The following is a 20,729-nucleotide window of genomic DNA, read 5'->3' as shown; positions in this document are numbered from 1 at the left end:
ATAAAATTCTAATTTATGTCAGGCTTATTTTAAGCCTGGCATTTTTATGATACCGTCTAATTTAAATCAGGTATCATTTTAACGGTCTGCACCCAGGCTTCCCTCTCCTGGAAAATGCAATTCGTACATTTCCCGGGCGGCGCGGGTGACGATTCCAAGCTCTTCTTCCAGCTTCAGTGTCTGTGGAAGCTCTACTGCGGTGTGGTAAATGTCGGCTTTCAGCTTATCCTTCGCCTGCTCGCTGCTCATCTTCAGGATGCCAAACAGGGTACTGTTATAAGCCTTATCGGACTCACTGAGCTCCATATAGGTCTTTACCATGTGGCAGCATTCTCTGTAAAGAAGGTCCTCGTAATCCTTGCCTTTGGCTCTCAGCTCCTGGAATTTCATCTTATCCAGCTGCTTCAGGATCTCCTTGCGGCCGCCGCGAACGCCCAGGAAGCGTTTGCCGCTGTCTCTGTTAAACTCCATCAGCATCCAAAGTGCAATAAAACCATCTGCGCGGGTATCTCCGCCCAGCTCAGACTTATCCTGATAACGGATGTCCCAAAGCTCCTTGCGGATCTTGTTCAGCTCTGGCTCCTCTCCTGCCTCAATGGACATGTTCAAAAGCGCCAGACGTTTAGCCGGGTCCGCTTCTCTGTAGTATTGTGTAATAGTTGGGGTATCCATAGTTTTCTCCTTTATGCTTCTTCGTAGGTCAGCTCTGTCTCAGCCATGGAAAGAGCTTCCTCAATTACTTTATCCATGTCCATATAGCGGTACATTCCAAGACGTCCGCCAAATAGCACGTTCTTCTCTTCTAATGCCCTGCGCTCGTATTTGTCAAAAAGCTCATCATTCTTCGGATTATTAATCGGATAATAAGGCTCCTTGCCCTTCTCCCATGCTGCCGGATATTCTCTTGTGATAACCGTCTTCGGCTGTGTGCCAAATTCAAAGTGCTTGTGCTCGATGATACGGGTATACGGCACCTCGTAGTCGGTGTAGTTCACAACTGCATTTCCCTGATAGTTGCCCATATCCAGAGTCTCTGTCTCGAAACGCAGGGAACGGTATTCCAGCTCACCGTAGCAATAATCGTAAAATTCATCGATCATACCGGTAAACAGGATCTTATCTGCCTGTGAGGTAAGCTCCTCTCTGTTTGTAAAGAAGTCGGTCTTCAGGCAAACCTGTACGCCCTCCAGAAGCTTCTTCACAATGCGGGTATAGCCGCCCTTGGGAATACCCTGGTATGGATCCTTGAAATAGTTATTATCGTAAGTATAACGAAGGGGAAGTCTCTTAATGATAAATGCAGGAAGATCCTTGCACTCTCTTCCCCACTGCTTGCGGGTGTAGCCCTCTACCAGCTTCTCATACACATCCTGTCCAACCAGCGCCAGAGCCTGCTCTTCCAGGTTCTTCGGATGGGTAATGTGCATACGGCTGATCTGCTCCTGGATCTTCGCCTTGGCTTCTGCTGGTGTCTTTACGCCCCACAGCTGGTGGAAGGTATTCATATTAAATGGAAGGTTATAGAGCTCGTCCTTATACACTGCGATCGGTGAATTAACGAAATGGTTAAACTCTGTAAACTGGTTCACATAGTCCCAGATTTCCCTCTTGGAGGTGTGGAAAATATGGGCACCGTACTTGTGCACCTGGATTCCTTCCACTTCCTCTGTGTAAATATTACCGCCGATATGATCACGCTTGTCGATCACCAGGCAGGTCTTGCCTTTCTTGGTGGCTTCATGGGCAAATACAGCTCCAAAAAGTCCGGCTCCTACGATCAAATAATCATATTTCTTCATCTTGTGTTGCCCCTTTCTGTGTGGGAATTGCAGAATTCATCTGCCTGTGTATGGTCCAACACCATTATTTAAAATTCACAGCCGCAGATTCTCGTCCTTTTCTGCCAGACGCTTCTATTAAAACGTCTTCCATTCCCGGCTAAAGATGTTATTATTATAACAAATTTTCAGAAAAAAAGGTAGCCCTTTCCATCTAAGGACTACCTTTTTTATAAAACTTTTATTTTTTGCGAATAATTACTTTGCAGCCACCTTATCGAATTCGTCTGTAATCTCTTTAGATGGAGCCTTAGTCGCAAGGCTGACGATCACGATCATCACCAGGCTGAGCAGAAAGCCAACAGCCAGGGAGTAAAGTCCGGTGTAGGTTCCAAGTGTCTGTCCGCCAACTAACGGGATGTAGTCCCAGATAATAACGGTAAGTCCACCGGTCACCATACCAGCAATGGCACCTGGAAGGTTGGTTCTTCTCCAGAACAGGGACATTACCACGATCGGCCCAAACGCGGAACCAAGACCTGCCCATGCATTGGAAACCAGTCCCATAATACTGCTGTCCGGGTTCCATGCAATGACAAATGCGATCACAGCGATCACAATAACGGTAATACGGCTTACTTTCAGGATTTCCTTAGAGTCCGCATCTTTCTTGATAAAGTTGTGATACAGGTCCTCAGACACTGCAGAAGCTGTTACAAGAAGCTGGGAATCCGCTGTGGACATGATTGCAGCAAGAATCCCGCAGAGAAACAGCCCGCCGATAAACGGAAGGGCAAGCTCTGAAGTAAATACCTTACGGATCATCTCAATAAAAACACTCTCAGAAGAAGCGGCACCGTTCTCTCCAAGAATGGTTGGAAGCAGATAAGCTCTTCCGATCACAGCGATTGCAAATGCAGCTGTCAGGGAAAGAAGATCCCATACAATGGCGATTGCCCAGGATTTCTTCAGTTCTTTCTCATTCTTAACTGCCATAAATCTTACCAGTACGTGAGGCATTCCACAATATCCAAAGCCCCATGCCAGCTGGGAAAAGATCTCAACAAAAGTATATGGTCTGTCCCCATTCATAAACGGGTTCAGATATGCTCCTGCGCCGCCAGTCACACCACTCTGGGAGATCAGGTCTGTAAGATTACCCGGAAGCAGGAAATACGCTACCAGCGGCACGACAAGAAGTCCAATGAGCATCAGGGTTCCCTGCACAAAGTCTGTTACACAGACCGCCATAAAGCCGCCCATAAAGGTGTAGCAGAGAATAACCGCAGCTCCAATAGCCAGAGCCACATGATAATCAAGTCCGAATACAGTATTGAACAGCTTACCGCCTGCTGCCAGTGCAGATGCTGTATATACCAGGAAAAAGATGACGATCACAATGGATGAGATCAGAAGCAGGATCTTTTTCTTATCACGGTAACGGTTCTCAAAGAACGCCGGAATCGTCATGGAATTGTTTGCCATGATGGTATATTTACGAAGTCTTCCGGAAATACATACCCAGTTCAGAACAGTTCCGATAAAAAGTCCTACTGCGATCCAGATCTGTCCGGAACCGAAAGAATAAATCGCTCCAGGCAATCCCATCAGAAGCCATCCGCTCATATCCGAAGCCTGCGCGGAAAGTGCTGCCACCCATCCGTTCAGTCCTCGCCCTCCAAGGAAGTAATCCTCTGAGCTGGAGGTCTTTTTCATGTAAACCGCGCCGATGACGATCATCATGGCAAGGTAGAACACAAAAGCAATCAAAATTACGACTGTTGTACCACTCAATTTTTTCTCCTCCTCTGTTATAAAATTTGCTGTCCCCGATTATCAGGACAGCAAAATAACATATTTCATACTTTACCACAGAAGAGTATGAAAGTGCAAGTGATATTACACATTTTTTCAAAATTCTCAGTCAAACTGCTGCCAACACACAGCAGGCTGGCCTCTAACCATGTTTTCTGGATTTCTCCGTTCCTTTCAAATAAACATGTTTAATATACCACAAGGCCTTCTCTTCGCCCTTATCGTTCAGGATCCGAAGCAGTCCCTCCAGTTCCTTCTTGGTCTGTGGATGCACAAACCACAGCTTGGGCTTGCTTTTCAGAAAATATTTCAAAGGCTGGTGATTGTCATAGGCATCTCCAAGATAGGTCCGTGACGCACTGATCCGGTCCATCACCATCTCTGCAACGTATTTCCTGGGCATTTTCGCGCCCATGATCACATGCTCCGGATCATTTATGGAATAATCCACCCAATGCTCGTAATGGTGCTTATTACGCCCCTTATGGTGCAGCCAGGCAGTAGATACGCCAATGTCCTCACGCTCTGCGTTATTAGGGCTTCTGTTTCCCTGATAATATTTGCACCCCACCAGAAATTCCGCCGGGGAATACTTGGAAAGGTCATGGAGAAGTCCCTGTTTGTAAAGTCCGATCTTAAAACAATAACGCATGACCATCAGCTTATGTTTGGTAATTGTTTTAAAGTGAAGCCACGGATGCATTTTCACCGGACCTCCTTTCCCTGTCTGCAGTTTCTGGCACTATATTGCCTGGTGCTTCTGCCTTAACAGCCTCCGCGTCTCTGGCAACCAATTTCTCAGCTTTCGGCAAATCTGCCGCCTTTGCTCCTGAATTTTCACCAGTCTTTTTGTTCCCTTCTAAAGGCATATTAACATTCTTTTTCCCCTTCGGCTTATGCTTCTTCTCCGGTTCTGGCTTCTTCACGCCCTTAAGCACAACCACAGTACGCGGTCCCACCTCCACAGCGCGCTCATAAACCAGCCCATTTTCCCCGTAAAATCCATCACAGGTCAGATCTCCGGTATCCATCACTTTCTTCCATTCCATGCCCTCTGGAAGTGTTGGAAGCGCCATATTCCGGATTTCCCAGTGGAAGTTAAAGCCTACATAAAGGAAATCGTCCTCTTTTCCATCTGGAAGCTGTGCATATTTGCCGCACAGCATCACGCCGATCATGCGGCTGGTGTTTTCCATATTGCAGAACCAGGCACGCTCTCCATGGAAAGACATATCTGGAAAACCTTTTCCAAGATAATCTGCCTCTTTCATGCTCTCATTCATATGAAGGACCGGATGGGCTTTTCGAAGGGCCACAGCCTTTTTTACAAAAGCAAGCATGCTGGCATTTTTCCGAAGTCCCCGCCAGTCGATCCAGCCAATGGGATTATCCTGGCAATACGCATTGTTATTGCCGCCCTGGGAATTGCCGATCTCATCGCCACCGTAGATCATAGGCACTCCCTGGGAAAACAACAGCATGGCAAAAGCAGCCCGCATCTGCCGCTCCCTCATCTGGCGGATCCACTGCTTCCGGCTCGGTCCCTCAATGCCGCAGTTCCAGGAATAATTGTAGCTGAAGCCATCGTTATTCCCTTCCCCATTTGCCTCATTGTGCTTGTAATTATAGGAAACAAGGTCATTCAGGGTAAAACCATCCTGGCAGGTGATATAATTGATCACGCCATGATCGTCCGGATTGTGACGGATACGGTACTGTACCGCCGGAACCATGTCCTCATCACTTTTCAGGAATCTGCGCATATCCTGAAGAAATCCCAGATTGTACTCTGCAAAATTGCGCCTGCCCTGCTTATGATTCTTATAAAGAGCAGCCGTATCCATTCCGTCTGCCATTACCTTCGTCCCTGCAAGCAGCCCGTCCTTCATGATCAGATCAAGAGGTGCCCCCTCTCCCAGAACGTGAAAACCGTCCACATGATAATTCTGTTTCCAGAATTGCAGAGCCCGAAGTGCCATCAAAGGATTGGCTTCTGCCGGAAAATACATCTCCATAATGCATCCGATCCCAGCCTTATGAAACGCCTTGATCATATCGCAGAATTCCTTATGGGGATCTCTGGTGGCACAATAAGCGCTTTTCGGGGCAAAATAATAGCCATTTCCATAGCCCCAGTAATTGATCTCATCCTTTTTCCCCTTCTGGGAAACCAGGCCATCCGGCTCTTTCTGCCGGGTTACTTCCATAAACTCATAGGCTGGCATCAGTTCTACCGTATTGATCCCAAGCTCCTGCCAATAGGGGATCATCTGGATCAGTCCCGAAAAAGTCCCCCGGAGTCCAGCTGGCATCTTGGACTGCCTGGTGTATCCTCTCACATGGACTTTGTAAAGGATCATATCGCCAAAATCTGTGTCCGGTGCCTTTTCCTCTTCCCAGTCATAGCCGTCTCCTGACCAGAAACCACAGCGTACCTTATGGGGATCCTCCGTCCACGCTTCCCCGAACCGCTCTCTTCCGCTGATCCGGCTGGCACAGGGATCCAGATAAATTTCTCCGTTAATTTTGAAATTGTATTCCAGGTTAGTTACGTTTAATTTCTTCATAAAGACAGAAAAAATCCGTCCAGTCCGGTATTTCTCATCCAGAAGGAGCTCATAGAAAGGCTCCTTTCCCTTTTTTCTATAAAGAAGCAGAAAAACTTGGGAGTCCTCTTCCGCTTCCACTGCAAAATTATATCCATCTGCCATCTGGGTTGCCCCAAGTAAAAGGGGATAACCAGATGTCACAACCACGCTCTTATTTCCCGGTATTGCCACTTTATAAGCCCTCCTGTCTTTGTCTGATGTCATTCCCTGCCCGGCAGCTGTACATTTCTTCACGCGGGCGTTTTAAAACTTCAGATCCAGTTCTACAGGACAATGATCCGATCCCATGATCTCACTGTGGATCTTCGCATCTTCCAGATTCTCTTTCAACGACGGAGAGGTGATAAAATAGTCAATTCTCCATCCGGCGTTCTTCTCTCTTGCCTTGAACCGGTAAGACCACCAGGAATAGGCGCCTTCCAGATCCGGGTAAAAATAGCGGAACGTATCAATAAATCCAGCTTCCAGCACCTTGGTAAAGCAGGCGCGCTCCTCGTCGGTGAAGCCGGCATTCATCCGGTTTGTCTTAGGATTCTTCAAATCGATCTCCTGATGTGCCACATTCATGTCACCACAGCAGATCACAGGCTTTTTCTCCTGAAGCTTCAAAAGATAAGCCAGGAAATCCCTTTCCCATTCCATGCGGTATTCCAGTCTGCGAAGCTCGGACTGGGAATTGGGGGTGTACACCGTAACCAGGTAAAAATCATCCATCTCGACTGTGATTACCCTGCCCTCTTTGTCATGCTCTTCTATTCCAAGTCCGTAGGTCACGGACAGTGGCTCTTTCTTCGTAAATACGGCAGTTCCGGAATAGCCTTTGCGGTTGGCATAGTTCCAATATTGATAATAGCCTGGAAGCTCCAGTTTCACCTGATTCTCCTGGCATTTCGTCTCCTGTAGACAGAAAATGTCCGCATCCAGCTTGGAAAAGCTCTCTTCAAAGCCTTTGGTGATGCACGCGCGGATTCCATTTACGTTCCATGATACAAGCTTCATGTTATTCTCCAATCTGTAAAAATTATGGTTACTGCTCACATATTTCACAATACTTTATGAAGCGGCGTATTATCTGTGAACAGTCATTATAGTCTTACACTTTCTTCATTATAACACAGATTTCCCTATTCACAAAACCTTATTTTTCTGGTACAATCTAAATACTACCCACGGGTAACATATAGACACAATTTTTAATAAAAAAAGTGAGGTACTTTCAATGAGCAATTTAGATATGACTAACTCTTGCAGCAGCTGTGGAAGCAGCTCTTCCTGCGGTGGTTCCGACTGCTCTACCTGCGGCGGATGCAGCACAGATGCGAACCAGCACAGCACCATTACCCTTACCATGGAGGATGATACCGAGGTAGAATGCGCGATCCTTACCATTTTCCCGGTAGACGCTAAGGAATATATCGCACTTCTTCCACTTGACGAAGAGGGACAGAACCATGATGGCGAAGTTTATCTGTATTCCTTCGCCCGCACCGAAACAGGTGCTCCAATGCTTTCCAATATCGAGAGCGACGAGGAGTACAATAAGGCAGCGATTGCATTTGATACTGTTTTACAGAATGCACGCGAGGCAGAGGCTGCTGGGAAACCGTTAGAATAAGACCGTCCTAGAGCATGTTTGAAAAGCTCTGAAAGTCTTAACAGGGTTTTCAGCCAAAATTCTAAGCATATAAAAGGCAGGTGTCTGTGATTGGTCGTTTTATCACATTCACCTGCTTTTATATTGATCTCTTATATTTGACTCTTACGCCTGGCTTACTACTTACGCTGGTGCATTCTATATCTGCCATCCAGCAGGACACCTCACACTACTTCGTGGTACTTCCAAACCCGCCATTTCTCACATCTGTCACATCATCATCCACGGTAATTCCATATTCCACGAAAATTCCCTGCATAAAGCCTGTATCTGCCTTTAATTCCACCACTTTTCCCTCATTGGTATCATTGGTCAGCTTGGCAAAAATGTGTCCTTCGTTGTCGGAATAGAAATAATCGCTGTCAATGATTCCCACTGTATTATTCAGCTGCAGACGGAATTTGAATCCAAGGCCGCTTCTTGGATAACATTTCAGCACCCACTCCTGGTCCATTTCCACACGGATTCCGGTAGGGATCTTGATGGTCTCTCCTGGCTTGATGGTAAAATCAGCCGGTGAAAAGAAATCGTAGCCCGCGCTTCCGGCTGTAGCACGTCTTGGAAGACGGATTCCCTCATATACTTTCTCAGCCTCATCTGCAGACACGCCGGAAAAAGCATCTATCCAGTCTGCAACAAAGCGCTCTTTACTTACCTTATGAAATTTCGCAATTCTCTTCATATTTCCTCCTGTAAATCAGATTCTGCACGCCTGTTAAACCATTATGCAGATTCATTTGATTTCTGAAATCCAAAACTATTTTTACATGGAATCTATCTGCAAGATATAAAGAATGCCGGGCAGATCTGTCCGGCATCCCCAATCTGCTGCTGTGCATTTCATACACAACAGCCTTGCATTTTATTCTTATTTTGCCTCTGCCGGAACGTCCTTGATGCTGAAGCTCATTCTTCCCATCTTGTCTTTTCCAAGGCAGATAACAGTTACTTTATCACCAAGTGTAAGAACATCCTCTACACGGTTGATTCTCTCCTTGCAGATCTTGGAAATGTGAACCATTCCCTCTTTGCCCGGTGCGAACTCAACGAATGCGCCGAACTCTTTGATGCTTACAACCTGTCCGGTAAGGATCTGTCCCTGCTCGAAGTCAGAAGCGATAATCTCAACCATACGCTTTGCTTCCTGCATGTTCTTGTCATCTACGCCGCAGATAGATACAGCACCTTCATCTGTGATGTCGATCTTAACGCCTGTACGCTCGATAATGGTGTTGATCGTCTTTCCTCTCTGACCAACAACATCACCGATCTTCTGAGGATCGATCTGGATCTGGATGATCTTCGGAGCATATTTTCCAACAGTTGTACGAGGTGCCGGGATACATTTCTCAATAACTTCGTTGAGGATGTACTCTCTTGCTTCCTTAGTACGTCTGATTGCTTCCTCTACGATCTGTCGTGTAAGACCGTGGATCTTAATATCCATCTGGATTGCTGTGATACCGTCATGAGTTCCGGCTACCTTGAAGTCCATGTCGCCGAAGAAGTCCTCAAGACCCTGGATATCAGTCAGAACGATATAATCGTCATCTGTGTCGCCTGTAACCAGACCACAGGAAATACCAGCAACTGGTTTCTTGATCGGTACACCAGCAGCCTCAAGGGACATGGTGGATGCACAGATACTAGCCTGGGAAGTAGATCCATTGGACTCAAAAGTCTCGGATACAGTACGGATTGCATATGGGAACTCTTCTACGCTTGGAAGTACCGGTACAAGAGCTCTCTCAGCAAGTGCTCCATGACCGATCTCACGACGTCCCGGTCCTCTGGATGGCTTTGTCTCACCTACAGAGTAGGACGGGAAGTTGTAGTGGTGCATATATCTCTTGCTTGTCTCAAACTCGTCAAGTCCGTCAATTCTCTGAGCCTCTGCAAGAGGTGCCAGAGTAGTGATGGTACAGATCTGTGTCTGTCCACGGGTGAACATAGCGGAGCCATGTACTCTCGGGATGATATCAACCTCTGCTGCCAGAGGACGGATCTGTGTGATCGCACGACCGTCTGGACGTTTGTGATCCTTCAGGATCATCTTACGAACGGTCTTCTTCTGATACTGGTAAACAGCCTCACCAAGAACTGCAAGCCATTCTTCTTTCTCTGCGAAAGCTTCTTTCAGCTTGTCTGTGATCGCTGCGATATTGTTCTCTCTTGTCTGCTTGTCATCAGAGAATACGGCAACTTCCATTTCTTCTGGAGGAACGATCTCTTTGATGGCATCAAACAGCTCCTGTGGAACTGCACAGGACTCATAGCTGTGTTTCTCTTTGCCGCACTCAGCAATGATCTGGTCAAAGAATTTGATGATCTCCTGGTTTACTTCGTGTGCCTTGTAGATGGCTTCGATCATCTGATCCTCCGGAACCTCGTTGGCACCAGCCTCGATCATGATAACCTTGTCTCTTGTGGAAGCAACTGTCAGCTGAAGGTCAGAAACATCCTTCTGAGCAAGTGTAGGGTTCACAATGAACTCTCCATCGATCAAACCAATCTGAGTTGTTGCACATGGACCATCAAATGGAATATCGGAAATGCAGGTTGCAAGGGAAGAACCAAGCATAGCCGGGATCTCCGGGTTGCACTCTGGATCTACGGACATAACCATATCTACCAGTGTAACGTCATTTCTGTAATCCTTCGGGAACAGAGGACGCATAGGTCTGTCGATTACACGGGAAGTCAGGATGGCATGCTCGCTTGCCTTTCCTTCTCTCTTATTGAAACCGCCTGGGATCTTTCCTACGGCGTACATTTTCTCTTCATACTCAACGCTTAACGGGAAAAAGTCAATTCCCTCTCTTGGCTCTTTGGATGCAGTTGCTGTAGCAAGTACGGTGGTGTCACCATAATGCATAAGTGCTGCGCCGTTGGCCTGTTTCGCAACACGTCCGATATCTACGGTAAGTGTTCTTCCAGCTAATTCCATGGAATAACTTTTGTACATGTCTTCTCTCCTTTTTTATATAAAATCTTGATCTGAAGCCACCCTGCACTTCTTCTGAAACCACAAATAGCTATTCTTCCGAAGTATAATGCGGCTCTTTTGCCTCTGCCACAACAGAAGTCCGAAACGACTGAAAAATACATTTGAGCATTGCTTCCGTAAAGAAAAATACTCCAGCTTCTTCAAATGTCCTTTTCAGAAGTCTCGGAAATCTTTATCTGCCAGGTCTCCCTTACAGACAATAGTGCCTCTATTGTGACATTTATCACTGTTCACAAAGGCTCCAATGCGGATCCATTCTGTGAGTAATCATAACTTTCTTCACATCTTAAAATAGGGCGGATGGATATCCGCCCTTCCGCATACTAATTATTTTCTTAAACCTAATTTCTCAATCAGTGCACGGTATCTTTCGATGTCTGTTTTCTTTAAGTAAGCTAACAGTCCACGTCTCTGACCTACCATTTTCAGCAGACCACGTCTGGAATGATGATCCTTGTGGTTGTTCTGTAAATGCTCAGTAAGCTCCTGGATTCTTGCAGTAAGGACAGCTACCTGTACCTCTGGTGAACCAGTGTCTCCCTCACATCTTGCATACTCTTTCATAATTGCTGCTTTCTTTTCTTTTGAAATCATCTTGATTTCCTCCTTATTATTCTTAATGGTCTCCCATGCAGGTGTCCTAAATAACAATCCTGTGGGGACGTAATCGCCGCATATTAAGAGACGGCCGGAGTGTCCAACCCCTGAATATGGGCTGCTTTCTTATATATGAAACAGGACGAAGCCTGTTCACACCTTGCCTAGTATAGCATACCCGCCAGATTCTGTAAACTATTTTTTCACATTTCTTCCCGATATTTTTTTCACTAATTTAGTAATAAGTTCAAAAATCGCGGCACAAATAGTTTCCATAAAATATTATTTTTCAACTGCCTCAAAATATCTCCGTCCATCCTCTGCATCTGCCAGAAGTCTGTTCTTCAATGCCTCAAGGGACGGAAATTTCCGTTCCGAGCGCAGGAACTTCTTAAAGTCCACCCGGCATTCCTCGCCATAAAGGTCTTCCTCACAATCAAAAAGATACGTTTCCACGCCGACAAAGCTCTCCCCAACTGTAGGCTTGTAACCGATGTTTGTGATCCCGTGATACACTTTATCCCCGAAATAAGAGCTTGTCACATACACGCCATTTGGCGGCAGAATCTTGGTCTTTGGCGGCACGATGTTGGTGGTGGGAAGCAGAACCTTATGTCCCATTCCCCTGCCATGTACCACCTGGCCTTCCACAAAATAATCACGCCCCATAAGGGATGTGACTTTCTCCATATTGCCTTTTTTCAGTTCTTCTCTGATATAGGTACTGCTGATCTTTCTGTGCCCATCCATTTCTTTGGAAAGGATCTCCACATCAAAGCCATACTTTTCTCCAAATTCCCTAAGAAGCTGGGGCGTGCCTTTCCGCTCAAAGCCGAACCGGTTGTCCTCTCCCACTACCACGTAGGATGCCCCAAGATCTCCCATAAGAATCTCTTTTATAAAATTCTCAGCCTTCATATGCCGGATCCGGTCATTTAACTGGCACTCTACCAGCACATCCACGCCAAGCTTTTCCAGAAGGGAAGCCCGCTCCTGGCTGGTGAGGATCATATTGGAAGAAGCATCGATGGCAAAGAGAACAGCCTGCTCTCCAAGCTCCTTGCGCTCCCGGATCTTCTCAACCAGCTTCTGGTGCCCGCGGTGGATCCCGTCAAATTTTCCCATTGTCACTGCACAGTTGGCAAGCTTTGGAAACTCGCCATCTATCTTCAGGTATTCCATAATCTCTCCTGTAAAACCAGTTCTTGTTATTTTCTTCACAGTCTACCGCCATGAAAAATCATCAATATTACTGTTCACTCCGTGTTCAGCAATATCAAAACATCTTCACTGGATAATATTTCTTTTTCCCCTTGTCCCACTGAAAAATACCTGTAAAAGTTCCGTCACTGGCGTACATGCGCACCCAGCCCTCTTTGTGCTGGGGACTTACCAGATTGTCGGACAGCGGATTTCCATTTGCAAGAAGCCGGTCCCCGTAGGAATCCGCAGAAAGGGCGGGGTAATCAGCCAGCACCTCTTCAACCGGGTAGATCAGCTCCTGAATGGTCCCATCTGCCACAGCTGCTTCCACCTGGGCAAGTGTGTGGCTCTCTTCCAGAGTATAGCGGCCTACCTTTGACCGGAGCAGTTCCTCCATGCAGCCGCCGCAGCCAAGCTTTTCCCCGATGTCATTACATAAAGTACGGATATAGGTTCCCTTGCTGCAGGTCACCCTTATTTTCACCAGAGGAAGGTTCATTTCCAGAGGCTCGATCTCATAAAAGCACACCGGCCGGGCCTTTCTCTCTACAGTCTTGCCCTCTCTTGCCAGCTCATAAAGCTTCTTTCCGTTCACCTTCAAAGCGGAGTACATAGGCGGAACCTGCATCTGCTCCCCCACAAAGCTTTTCAGCACTTCTCTTACCTGCTCTTCTGTTACAGATACCGGCTTTTCCTCCAGAACCGTTCCGGACATATCCTGGGTATCTGTGGTGATTCCAAGGTGAAGCACCGCCTCATAGGTTTTCTCCTTATCTGTAAGAAGGTCTACCAGCTTGGTACCCTTTCCAAGAGCTACAGGAAGAACTCCCACAGCATCCGGATCTAATGTCCCCGTATGCCCGATTTTTTTCATGTGAAGGATTCCCCGAAGCTTGGCAACCACATCATGGGATGTGAAGCCTTTTTCTTTCTGAATTACAATGATTCCCTGAAATTCTGCCATTACTCTTCCTGTCCTAAAAGCTGTTTTTCAATCTGTTCTGAGATATTGTTGATCACGTCGTACATGGAGCCTGCCAGGTCACAGCCTGCTGCCTTTACATGTCCGCCGCCGCCAAAATATGCAGCGATCTTGCTTACATCCACTGCGCCATTGGAACGCAGGGAAACCTTGAACACCTGACTTTCATGCTCGTAAATGAACATGGCCACCTCAACGCCCTTGGTAAGGCGAAGCTGGCTTACGATTCCATCCAGGTCTGCCGGCTGCACACCGTAGAAATCCATATCTCTCATCTTCATATAGCCGACGATACATTTACCATCCAGAAGCATAATGCTCTCCGCCAGAACACGGCCCATTACCTGGTTCTGGATGTAGCTTTTCTGATAGAAGGATTCGTCAATAATATTGGAAAAATCAACGCCCTTTTCCATCAGGTCACCGGCAATACGCATGGTGTCCGGGGATGTGGAGGAATACTGGAAAACGCCTGTGTCATGGATCATTCCGGTATAGATTGCTGTGGCAATATCCAGATCGATCTTCTCTTTTTCCAGAAGGCTGTACAGAACCTCGCTGGCAGAGCTGATCTCGCCGCACACATGGTTCACATCTGCAAAGCCCGGGTTGCTGATATGATGGTCAATGCACACGGTCTTCTTCGCATTTGCAAAATGGTCTCCTGCTACAGCCAGACGGTCCAGTGCACTTACATCACAGGTTACAAAAAGATCATATTCCTTCGGCTCTCCTGCCTCATAGTGCACCTCATCCATGCACGCAATATGCCCGAATACCGGCTTTGGTTTCTCCAGATAGACATCTGTCTTGATCTGTGGGTACCAGGTCTTCATATACAGATAAAGCGCCATGCAGGAACCTACACAGTCACCATCCGGACGCACATGGCCTCCGATTCCCATGGTCTTAACGCCATCCAGAATTTCTTCAATTCTCTCCATTCCCTTCACCTCATTCTTCTTAGGAGCTGTCCTTTCTGCCAGCTGCATATTCTGCTGCCCGGCAGGCACACAGCCATTACTCTTCATCTACTGTTTCTTCTGTTTTTTCCTCAGTCTGGTCTCCAGTCTCTTTGGAATGATCATGCTCGATCACATCATCGATCAGTTTGGACATATTGACACCATACTCAATGGATTCGTCCAGTATAAAGCGGATTTCCGGAGTGTTGCGAAGATTCAGGTTCTTCGCAAGCTGACGGCGGATATAGCCCTCTGCGCTTTTCAGTCCTTTGATGGTGGACTGCTTGGATTCCTCCCTGCCAAGGACACTGATAAAAGCCTTGCAGGTCTTCAGATCCGGTGCTACTTCCACTGCCATTACAGAAGTCATTGGGTGGATACGTGGATCCTTGATCTCACCGCGGATAATGTTGCTCAGTTCTTTCTGAACTTCTGCATTGATCCTTGTATTTTTAATGCTGTTTTTTCTCATTTTCTTGGTCTCCTATATGAGTGCACGCACTCTGAAAAGCCGAAAACGCCTGTCAAAAGTGTTCTCTTCCCAGAGTATCGCCAACGGAAAATTGGGGGCAATGAACTTGCCCCCAACCGACATCTGCGATCACTACGCTCTATTGCTTTTGCAATCTCAGACATCAGCTTTCATTAATTTACGATACCGCAAACTAACAAAGTTATCCTAGCGTGGCACCTCAACCATAATATATGCTTCTACTTTATCTTCTTCCTTAACGTCATTGAAATCCTGGAATACAAGACCACACTCATAGCCTGCACGAACCTCTTTGACATCATCTTTAAATCTCTTAAGGGAAGCCAGCTCACCTTCGTAAATCTGGTCCTCACCTCTGGAAATACGTACCTTGCAGCCTCTCTGGAAAGTACCGTCAAGCACATAGCTTCCTGCGATCGTACCAACACCGGAAGCCTTGAACAGCTGACGAACCTCTGCATGACCGATTACCTTCTCCTCGAATACCGGATCCAGCATACCCTTCATAGCAGCTTCCACGTCCTCGATTGCCTGGTAGATAACTCTGTACAGACGAAGGTCTACGCCCTCCTGCTCTGCCAGCTGTTTCGCTGTGGTATCCGGACGAACGTTAAATCCGATGATGATAGCGTTTGATGTAGCAGCCAGGCTGACATCAGACTCATTGATGGCACCAACACCACCGTGGATCACTCTTACCACAACTTCCTCATTGGAAAGTTTTACAAGGCTCTGTTTTACAGCCTCTACAGAACCCTGTACATCGGCTTTGACGATGATCGGGAGTTCCTTAAGGTCACTGGCCTGGATCTGGTCAAACAGATTATCCAGGGAAAGTTTACCCTTAGTCTCCTCAAGAAGACGGTTCTTATTCTCGGAAACAAATGCTGCTGCAAAGTTCTTAGCCTCTTTGTCGTTCTCAAAGGACATGAGAACCTCACCTGCGTTTGGCACGTCACCAAGACCAAGGATCTCTACAGGAGTAGACGGACCAGCCTGTTTTACACGGCGTCCCTTATCATCCATCATGGCACGTACTTTACCATTGCATGCTCCGGCTGCGATGAAGTCTCCCACATGAAGAGTACCCTTCTGTACCAGAATGGTAGCAACCGGTCCTTTACCTTTATCCAGCTGAGCCTCGATAACAAGACCTCTTGCGGCTCTGTTCGGGTTGGCTTTCAGCTCGGAAACCTCTGCTGTTAAAAGGATCATCTCCAGAAGGTCATCAATACCTTCTCCAGTCTTCGCAGAAACTGGTACGAATGGAGTTGTTCCGCCCCAATCCTCTGGGATCAGTTCATACTCGGAAAGCTCCTGTTTTACACGCTCAATGTTTGCACTTGGCTTATCAATCTTGTTGATGGCAACAATGATCTCAACGCCAGCTGCTTTTGCATGGCTGATTGCTTCCACGGTCTGCGGCATAACACCATCGTCAGCTGCAACTACAAGTACAGCGATATCTGTGGAGTTTGCTCCACGCATACGCATGGCAGTAAATGCCTCATGTCCTGGTGTATCAAGGAAGGTGATCTTCTGTCCGTTAATATCAACCACATAAGCACCGATGTGCTGTGTGATTCCGCCAGCCTCGCCTCTTGTTACGTTTGTCTTACGGATGGCATCCAAAAGGGAAGTTTTACCATGGTCAACGTGTCCCATAACGCAGACAACCGGTGGTCTTGGAACCATTGTGGACTCGTCTTCCTCTTCCTCTTTCAGAAGTTCCTCAATTACATCTACTTTTTCTTCTTTTTCTGCAATAATGTCAAATCCAAGAGCGATCTCCTCTGCCTGATCAAAATCGATCTCATGGTTTACGGTTACCATCTGGCCTTCCATAAACAGCTTCTTCACAATTGCAGAAGGCTGCATCTTCATAGCCTCAGCAAGCTCGCGGATAGTAAGCTTCTCCGGAATTGTGATCTCCTTGATCTCCGGTTTCTTCTCTTCCTGCTTCTGCTGTGGAGCTGGTTTCTGAAGCGCCTTCGGGATTCTGGACATCTGATTTCTGCCGCCCTGGTTTGGTCTGTGTCCGCCACCGGAGGTCTTATCGAAATCTTTCTTCTTATTCTTGTTCTCTCTGTCACGCTCGCGCTTGCTGTCCTTGGATGTCTTGGTCAGCTCTGGTGTGAAGATTGCATCAGATCCGCCGCTTCTTCTTGCGCCGCCGGAACGCTGTCCGCCCTGTGACTTCTGTCCGCCGAAACGTCCCTCGCTGCGGTTGTCACCGTCTTTTCCTCCGAAACGTCCCTGGCCGCCGTTACCCTGTGGTCTTCCCTGGCCAAATCTGCCGCCATTTCCGTTTCCATTTCTGTTGCCGTCGCCCTGACGGAAGCCACGTCCGTTTCCGTCACCCTGGCGCGGTCCTCTGTTCTGGGAGTCGCCCTGTCTTGCAGGTCTTCCCTGGCCGTCGTTATTTCTGTTGCCGCGGAATCCGCCCTGGCCGCCATTGCCCTGTGGTCTTCCCTGTCCAAATCTGCCGCCGTTGCCATTTCTGTCACCGCGATTGTCACGGCCTTCACCCTGACGGAAGTTACGGTTATTTCTGCCATCACCGTTCTGGTAATTTCCCTGACGCTGCTGGTTTTCATTTCTTCCAGACTGTGCTGCCGGTCTTGCAGCTTCTGTCTTCGTTGCTGCCTGCGCTGGCTTTGCTGCCTCTGTCTTTGGTGCGCTTGCAGCTGGCTTTGCTACTGGCTCAGCCTTTGGTGCCTCTGTTTTCGGCGCTTCTGCTTTCGGTGCGCTCTGCGTCTTTACCGGCTCTGTCTTAGGAGCTTCTGCCTTCGGTGCACTCTGGGCTGGCTTTGCTGCCTCTGTCTTAGCTGCTGGCTGTGCCTGGGCTGGCGGACGCTGTGCAGTGGTACCCTGTGGACGAGGCTTTCTCTCTCCTGCCGGTTTCTTTCTGTTCTTACCGCCGTCACTTGCATTCTGTGCATGATATACGCGGATAATATTCTTTTTTTTCTTCGGTGCCTCTGCACCGTCGCCTTCTTTCTTTACTGACACTTTCTGCTCTTCTGTCTTAGGAGTCTCCAATGTTATTCCTTTCTCCTTTCCCGTATCTATAACTTTTTTCACTCTATTTCTTCTATTCTCTCTGTTTTGCTTATTTCTATCTTTAGCAGGCTCATGTGAATTTATCACCATACGCCATTCTCCCTTCACCAAACCAGGCCCTGACGCCGCTTTTGCCGGTTCACGGTCCGTATCACTTAAAAGCTCATTTCCGGGGAACATTTCAAAGCATTCCCTGGAACGCTTTTTCCTCTTTGGTTCAGGTATTTAGCACTCTTTTCCTTCCTCCTGCAGCACCTTCATAATGGCTTCTGCAAAATTCCAGTCCTGTACAGCCAGACTGGCGCGGAATTCCTTGCCCATGGCATGGCCTAAGGTTTCTTTATCGGAAAGGATATACAGGGGAACTTCATAGAATTCACACATGTTCCGGAATTTCTTCTTGGTATTCTCCGAAGAATCTCCGGCTACAATGGCCAGATATCCTTTGCCTGTCTTAATGGACTTTTCAGTGGAAAATTCTCCGCTGACTGTCTTGCCTGCTTTTGTTGCAAGTCCGATCAGGGACAACGCTTTATTGTTCTTCAATATGATCAAACTCCTTCTCAAGGCTCTCATAAACCTCATCCGGGATCGCTGCCTTCAAAGAACGCTCCAGTCCGTGATTCTTTCTGGCTTTCTCCAGGCATTCGCGGCTTTTGCAGATGTAGGCTCCGCGGCCGTTCTTCTTGCCTGTGGCATCCAGAATGATCTCATCCTCTGCGGTTTTCAATACCCTGATCATTTCTTTTTTATTTTTCATTTCTCTGCAGCCAGTACACTGGCGCATAGGGATCTTATTCTTCGTCTTCATTCTCTACCGCATCCTCAGTCTCTTCGGACTCTTCGCCGGCAGCTGCCTCTTCGCTATCCTGGGAAGCTTCTTCCTCAGAAGACTCCTCGTACTCCTCATCCTCGTAGTACTCGTCGTCATCCTCGTCATAATCATAGAAGTCGCCGGACTCTCTTGCCTGGGTTTCGCTCTTGATATCGATCTTAAAGCCAGTCAGACGGGCTGCAAGACGAGCATTCTGTCCTTCTTTACCGATTGCAAGAGAAAGCTGGTAATCAGGAACTACAACAAGTGCTGTCTTCTCGTCCGGATCTGCCATAACTGCGATTACCTTCGCCGGGCTTAATGCATTCTCGATCAGGATTGCCGGGTTCTCATCCCAGTTGATGATATCGATCTTCTCACCGCGAAGCTCGTTTACGATGGCGCTGACACGGGCACCGTTCACACCTACACATGCGCCAACCGGATCTACGTCAGGATCGTTGCTCCATACAGCCAGCTTGGTACGGGAACCTGCCTCACGGGCAATGCTCTTGATCTCAACAGTTCCGTCCTTCACCTCTGCAACTTCGGATTCAAAAAGACGTTTTACAAGGCCAGGATGTGTTCTGGAAACCAGGATACGAGGTCCTTTCGGGGTATCCTTAACTTCGAGAATGTATACCTTGATTCTCTCAGTCGGCTGGAAGGTCTCGCCCTTCACCTGCTCGTTCTCAGCAAGAACAGCATCTGCTTTTCCAAGATTTACGCTCACATTATGTCCTACAGCACGCTGTACAATACCAGTTACAACTTCCTTCTCATTGCCATGGTACTGATCGTACAGAACCTTGCGCTCTTCCTCGCGGATCTTCTGAAGGATGATGTTCTTGGCATTCTGTGTTGCAATACGGCCAAACTTGTCAGAGTGTATCGGCACCTTCAGGATATCGCCCACTTCTGCATTTGTATTCTGCTTCTGTGCTTCTACAAGGGAAATCTCTTCTGCCGGATCCTCTACGAACTCTACAACCTTGCGGTCTGCAAATACACTGAAATCACCTGTTTCTCTGTTGATGGTAACGTGTACGTTATCTGCTTTTCCGAAATGGTTCTTGTATGCCTGGATCAGAGACTGCTCAATGGCATCCAGCAGAGTTTCCTTGCTGATATTTTTATCGCGTTCCAGTTCATCCAGAGCACCCATTAACTCCTTGTTCATTTTCTTATTTCCTCCTTTTTGCCTTCCAGTTTAATCGCTCATTTTTGTTACCAGTGTCAGTAACCTTAGAACTCAATCGCCAGACGTACCAGTGCGATGTCCTTTTTGTCAAAAGTACGTGTAGTACCTTCTTCGTCTATGGTCACACTGTTATTATCATATGCTGTCAATTCACCACAAAATTCTTTCTGTTTCTCGATTGGCCGGTAGGTTCTGATCTCTACCAGTTTCCCAATGCTTCTGGCAAAATCTTTTTCCTTCTTCAGCGGTCTGTCAAGTCCTGGAGAGCTGATCTCCATAATGTAGCTGTCCTCGATAAAATCATCTTCATCCAGCTTGTCGCTGAAAGCGCGGCTTACTGTCTCACAGTCATTCACTGTGATTCCGCCTGGTTTGTCAATGTAGCCACGAAGGTACCAGGTTCCTGCTTCCTTCACATACTCTACGTCTACCAGTTCGAATCCGTTGCTCTCTACGATCGGAGCCAGCATTGCTTCTGCTTTCTGTTCATACTCTTCTTTTCTGCTCATTTTTCCCACCTGCCTTTCTAATCTGGAACTGCCGCCAGC

At 47.3% G+C, this 20,729-nt stretch carries 19 protein-coding genes; 1 reads left to right on the top strand and 18 read right to left on the bottom strand.

All coding sequences use genetic code 11. The annotated features are described in order from the left end of the window. Nucleotides 1-78: 78 nt before the first annotated feature. The 6 genes from ACTQ50_RS08815 to ACTQ50_RS08790 all read right to left on the bottom strand — a co-directional run bounded on the left by ACTQ50_RS08815 (nucleotide 79) and on the right by ACTQ50_RS08790 (nucleotide 7,201). Nucleotides 79-672: a DUF6553 family protein gene (locus ACTQ50_RS08815; RefSeq protein WP_441483889.1), complete on the bottom strand. Its 594-nt coding sequence runs from the start codon at nucleotides 670-672 to the stop codon at nucleotides 79-81. Nucleotides 673-683: 11 nt separating this feature from the next. Beyond that, entirely contained in the window at nucleotides 684-1,799 is a 1,116-nt protein-coding gene (glf, locus tag ACTQ50_RS08810) for a UDP-galactopyranose mutase (protein WP_226821982.1), read from the bottom strand. A 237-nt stretch (nucleotides 1,800-2,036) separates the two neighbouring features. After that, nucleotides 2,037-3,572 (bottom strand): sodium/proline symporter PutP, encoded by a 1,536-nt coding sequence (gene putP, locus ACTQ50_RS08805; protein WP_441483888.1) that lies wholly within the window; start codon nucleotides 3,570-3,572, stop codon nucleotides 2,037-2,039. A 163-nt stretch (nucleotides 3,573-3,735) separates the two neighbouring features. Further along, nucleotides 3,736-4,296, bottom strand: coding sequence for a DUF5662 family protein (locus ACTQ50_RS08800; RefSeq protein WP_441483887.1), 561 nt, complete (start codon nucleotides 4,294-4,296; stop codon nucleotides 3,736-3,738). Continuing rightward, complete coding sequence (locus ACTQ50_RS08795; RefSeq protein ID WP_441483886.1) at nucleotides 4,274-6,373, bottom strand: Type II secretory pathway, pullulanase PulA and related glycosidase; 2,100 nt, start codon at nucleotides 6,371-6,373, stop codon at nucleotides 4,274-4,276. The genes ACTQ50_RS08800 and ACTQ50_RS08795 overlap by 23 nt, the downstream gene beginning before the upstream one ends. A 72-nt stretch (nucleotides 6,374-6,445) precedes the next feature. Continuing rightward, entirely contained in the window at nucleotides 6,446-7,201 is a 756-nt protein-coding gene (locus ACTQ50_RS08790) for an exodeoxyribonuclease III (protein ID WP_441483885.1), read from the bottom strand. Nucleotides 7,202-7,421: 220 nt separating this feature from the next. Here ACTQ50_RS08790 and ACTQ50_RS08785 point away from each other — a divergent pair, with 220 nt between their 5' ends. Beyond that, entirely contained in the window at nucleotides 7,422-7,817 is a 396-nt protein-coding gene (locus ACTQ50_RS08785) for a DUF1292 domain-containing protein (protein WP_441483884.1), read from the top strand. Between the two features lie 208 nt (nucleotides 7,818-8,025). Here ACTQ50_RS08785 and ACTQ50_RS08780 read toward each other — a convergent pair whose 3' ends face one another. The 12 genes from ACTQ50_RS08780 to rimP all read right to left on the bottom strand — a co-directional run bounded on the left by ACTQ50_RS08780 (nucleotide 8,026) and on the right by rimP (nucleotide 20,690). Then, on the bottom strand, nucleotides 8,026-8,538 hold the full coding sequence (locus ACTQ50_RS08780) for a deoxyuridine 5'-triphosphate nucleotidohydrolase (protein WP_441483883.1): 513 nt from the start codon (nucleotides 8,536-8,538) through the stop codon (nucleotides 8,026-8,028). Nucleotides 8,539-8,724: 186 nt separating this feature from the next. After that, nucleotides 8,725-10,821 (bottom strand): polyribonucleotide nucleotidyltransferase, encoded by a 2,097-nt coding sequence (locus ACTQ50_RS08775; protein WP_441483882.1) that lies wholly within the window; start codon nucleotides 10,819-10,821, stop codon nucleotides 8,725-8,727. Nucleotides 10,822-11,190: 369 nt separating this feature from the next. Next, on the bottom strand, nucleotides 11,191-11,457 hold the full coding sequence (gene rpsO, locus ACTQ50_RS08770) for a 30S ribosomal protein S15 (protein ID WP_117853474.1): 267 nt from the start codon (nucleotides 11,455-11,457) through the stop codon (nucleotides 11,191-11,193). Nucleotides 11,458-11,742: 285 nt separating this feature from the next. Then, nucleotides 11,743-12,681, bottom strand: a complete 939-nt coding sequence (locus ACTQ50_RS08765) for a bifunctional riboflavin kinase/FAD synthetase (RefSeq protein WP_441483881.1) — start codon at nucleotides 12,679-12,681, stop codon at nucleotides 11,743-11,745. Nucleotides 12,682-12,736: 55 nt separating this feature from the next. Continuing rightward, nucleotides 12,737-13,627: a tRNA pseudouridine(55) synthase TruB gene (gene truB, locus ACTQ50_RS08760; protein ID WP_441483880.1), complete on the bottom strand. Its 891-nt coding sequence runs from the start codon at nucleotides 13,625-13,627 to the stop codon at nucleotides 12,737-12,739. Next, entirely contained in the window at nucleotides 13,627-14,589 is a 963-nt protein-coding gene (locus ACTQ50_RS08755; protein WP_441483896.1) for a DHH family phosphoesterase, read from the bottom strand. Before ACTQ50_RS08755 ends, truB begins: the two co-directional genes overlap by 1 nt. A 76-nt stretch (nucleotides 14,590-14,665) precedes the next feature. Then, nucleotides 14,666-15,082, bottom strand: coding sequence for a 30S ribosome-binding factor RbfA (gene rbfA, locus ACTQ50_RS08750; protein ID WP_441483879.1), 417 nt, complete (start codon nucleotides 15,080-15,082; stop codon nucleotides 14,666-14,668). A 207-nt stretch (nucleotides 15,083-15,289) separates the two neighbouring features. After that, entirely contained in the window at nucleotides 15,290-18,187 is a 2,898-nt protein-coding gene (infB, locus tag ACTQ50_RS08745) for a translation initiation factor IF-2 (RefSeq protein ID WP_441483878.1), read from the bottom strand. Between the two features lie 204 nt (nucleotides 18,188-18,391). Further along, on the bottom strand, nucleotides 18,392-18,712 hold the full coding sequence (locus ACTQ50_RS08740; RefSeq protein WP_441483877.1) for a L7Ae/L30e/S12e/Gadd45 family ribosomal protein: 321 nt from the start codon (nucleotides 18,710-18,712) through the stop codon (nucleotides 18,392-18,394). Continuing rightward, entirely contained in the window at nucleotides 18,699-18,977 is a 279-nt protein-coding gene (rnpM, locus tag ACTQ50_RS08735) for an RNase P modulator RnpM (RefSeq protein WP_295310361.1), read from the bottom strand. The genes ACTQ50_RS08740 and rnpM overlap by 14 nt, the downstream gene beginning before the upstream one ends. Next, nucleotides 18,961-20,160 (bottom strand): transcription termination factor NusA, encoded by a 1,200-nt coding sequence (gene nusA, locus ACTQ50_RS08730; protein ID WP_441483876.1) that lies wholly within the window; start codon nucleotides 20,158-20,160, stop codon nucleotides 18,961-18,963. The genes rnpM and nusA overlap by 17 nt, the downstream gene beginning before the upstream one ends. A gap of 65 nt (nucleotides 20,161-20,225) precedes the next feature. After that, nucleotides 20,226-20,690, bottom strand: coding sequence for a ribosome maturation factor RimP (rimP, locus tag ACTQ50_RS08725; protein ID WP_441483875.1), 465 nt, complete (start codon nucleotides 20,688-20,690; stop codon nucleotides 20,226-20,228). Between the last annotated feature and the right edge of the window lie 39 nt (nucleotides 20,691-20,729).

The sequence above is a fragment of the Blautia sp. Sow4_E7 genome (assembly GCF_052116245.1).
In the GTDB taxonomy this organism is placed as follows: domain Bacteria; phylum Bacillota; class Clostridia; order Lachnospirales; family Lachnospiraceae; genus Blautia_A.
Note: the sequence above shows the minus strand (reverse complement) of the source record. Positions and strands in the feature narration are given on the sequence as shown.

Bases quoted from the DNA above. Each gene is read 5' to 3' on its own strand.
- ACTQ50_RS08800 (WP_441483887.1), bottom strand. From the start codon at position 4,296: ATGCATCCGTGGCTTCACTTTAAAACAATTACCAAACATAAGCTGATG.
- nusA (WP_441483876.1), bottom strand. From the start codon at position 20,160: ATGAACAAGGAGTTAATGGGTGCTCTGGATGAACTGGAACGCGATAAA.
- ACTQ50_RS08785 (WP_441483884.1), top strand. From the start codon at position 7,422: ATGAGCAATTTAGATATGACTAACTCTTGCAGCAGCTGTGGAAGCAGC.
- rnpM (WP_295310361.1), bottom strand. From the start codon at position 18,977: ATGAAGACGAAGAATAAGATCCCTATGCGCCAGTGTACTGGCTGCAGA.
- glf (WP_226821982.1), bottom strand. From the start codon at position 1,799: ATGAAGAAATATGATTATTTGATCGTAGGAGCCGGACTTTTTGGAGCT.
- ACTQ50_RS08780 (WP_441483883.1), bottom strand. From the start codon at position 8,538: ATGAAGAGAATTGCGAAATTTCATAAGGTAAGTAAAGAGCGCTTTGTT.
- truB (WP_441483880.1), bottom strand. From the start codon at position 13,627: ATGGCAGAATTTCAGGGAATCATTGTAATTCAGAAAGAAAAAGGCTTC.
- rbfA (WP_441483879.1), bottom strand. From the start codon at position 15,082: ATGAGAAAAAACAGCATTAAAAATACAAGGATCAATGCAGAAGTTCAG.
- ACTQ50_RS08790 (WP_441483885.1), bottom strand. From the start codon at position 7,201: ATGAAGCTTGTATCATGGAACGTAAATGGAATCCGCGCGTGCATCACC.
- rpsO (WP_117853474.1), bottom strand. From the start codon at position 11,457: ATGATTTCAAAAGAAAAGAAAGCAGCAATTATGAAAGAGTATGCAAGA.
- ACTQ50_RS08775 (WP_441483882.1), bottom strand. From the start codon at position 10,821: ATGTACAAAAGTTATTCCATGGAATTAGCTGGAAGAACACTTACCGTA.
- rimP (WP_441483875.1), bottom strand. From the start codon at position 20,690: ATGAGCAGAAAAGAAGAGTATGAACAGAAAGCAGAAGCAATGCTGGCT.
- ACTQ50_RS08815 (WP_441483889.1), bottom strand. From the start codon at position 672: ATGGATACCCCAACTATTACACAATACTACAGAGAAGCGGACCCGGCT.
- ACTQ50_RS08755 (WP_441483896.1), bottom strand. From the start codon at position 14,589: ATGGAGAGAATTGAAGAAATTCTGGATGGCGTTAAGACCATGGGAATC.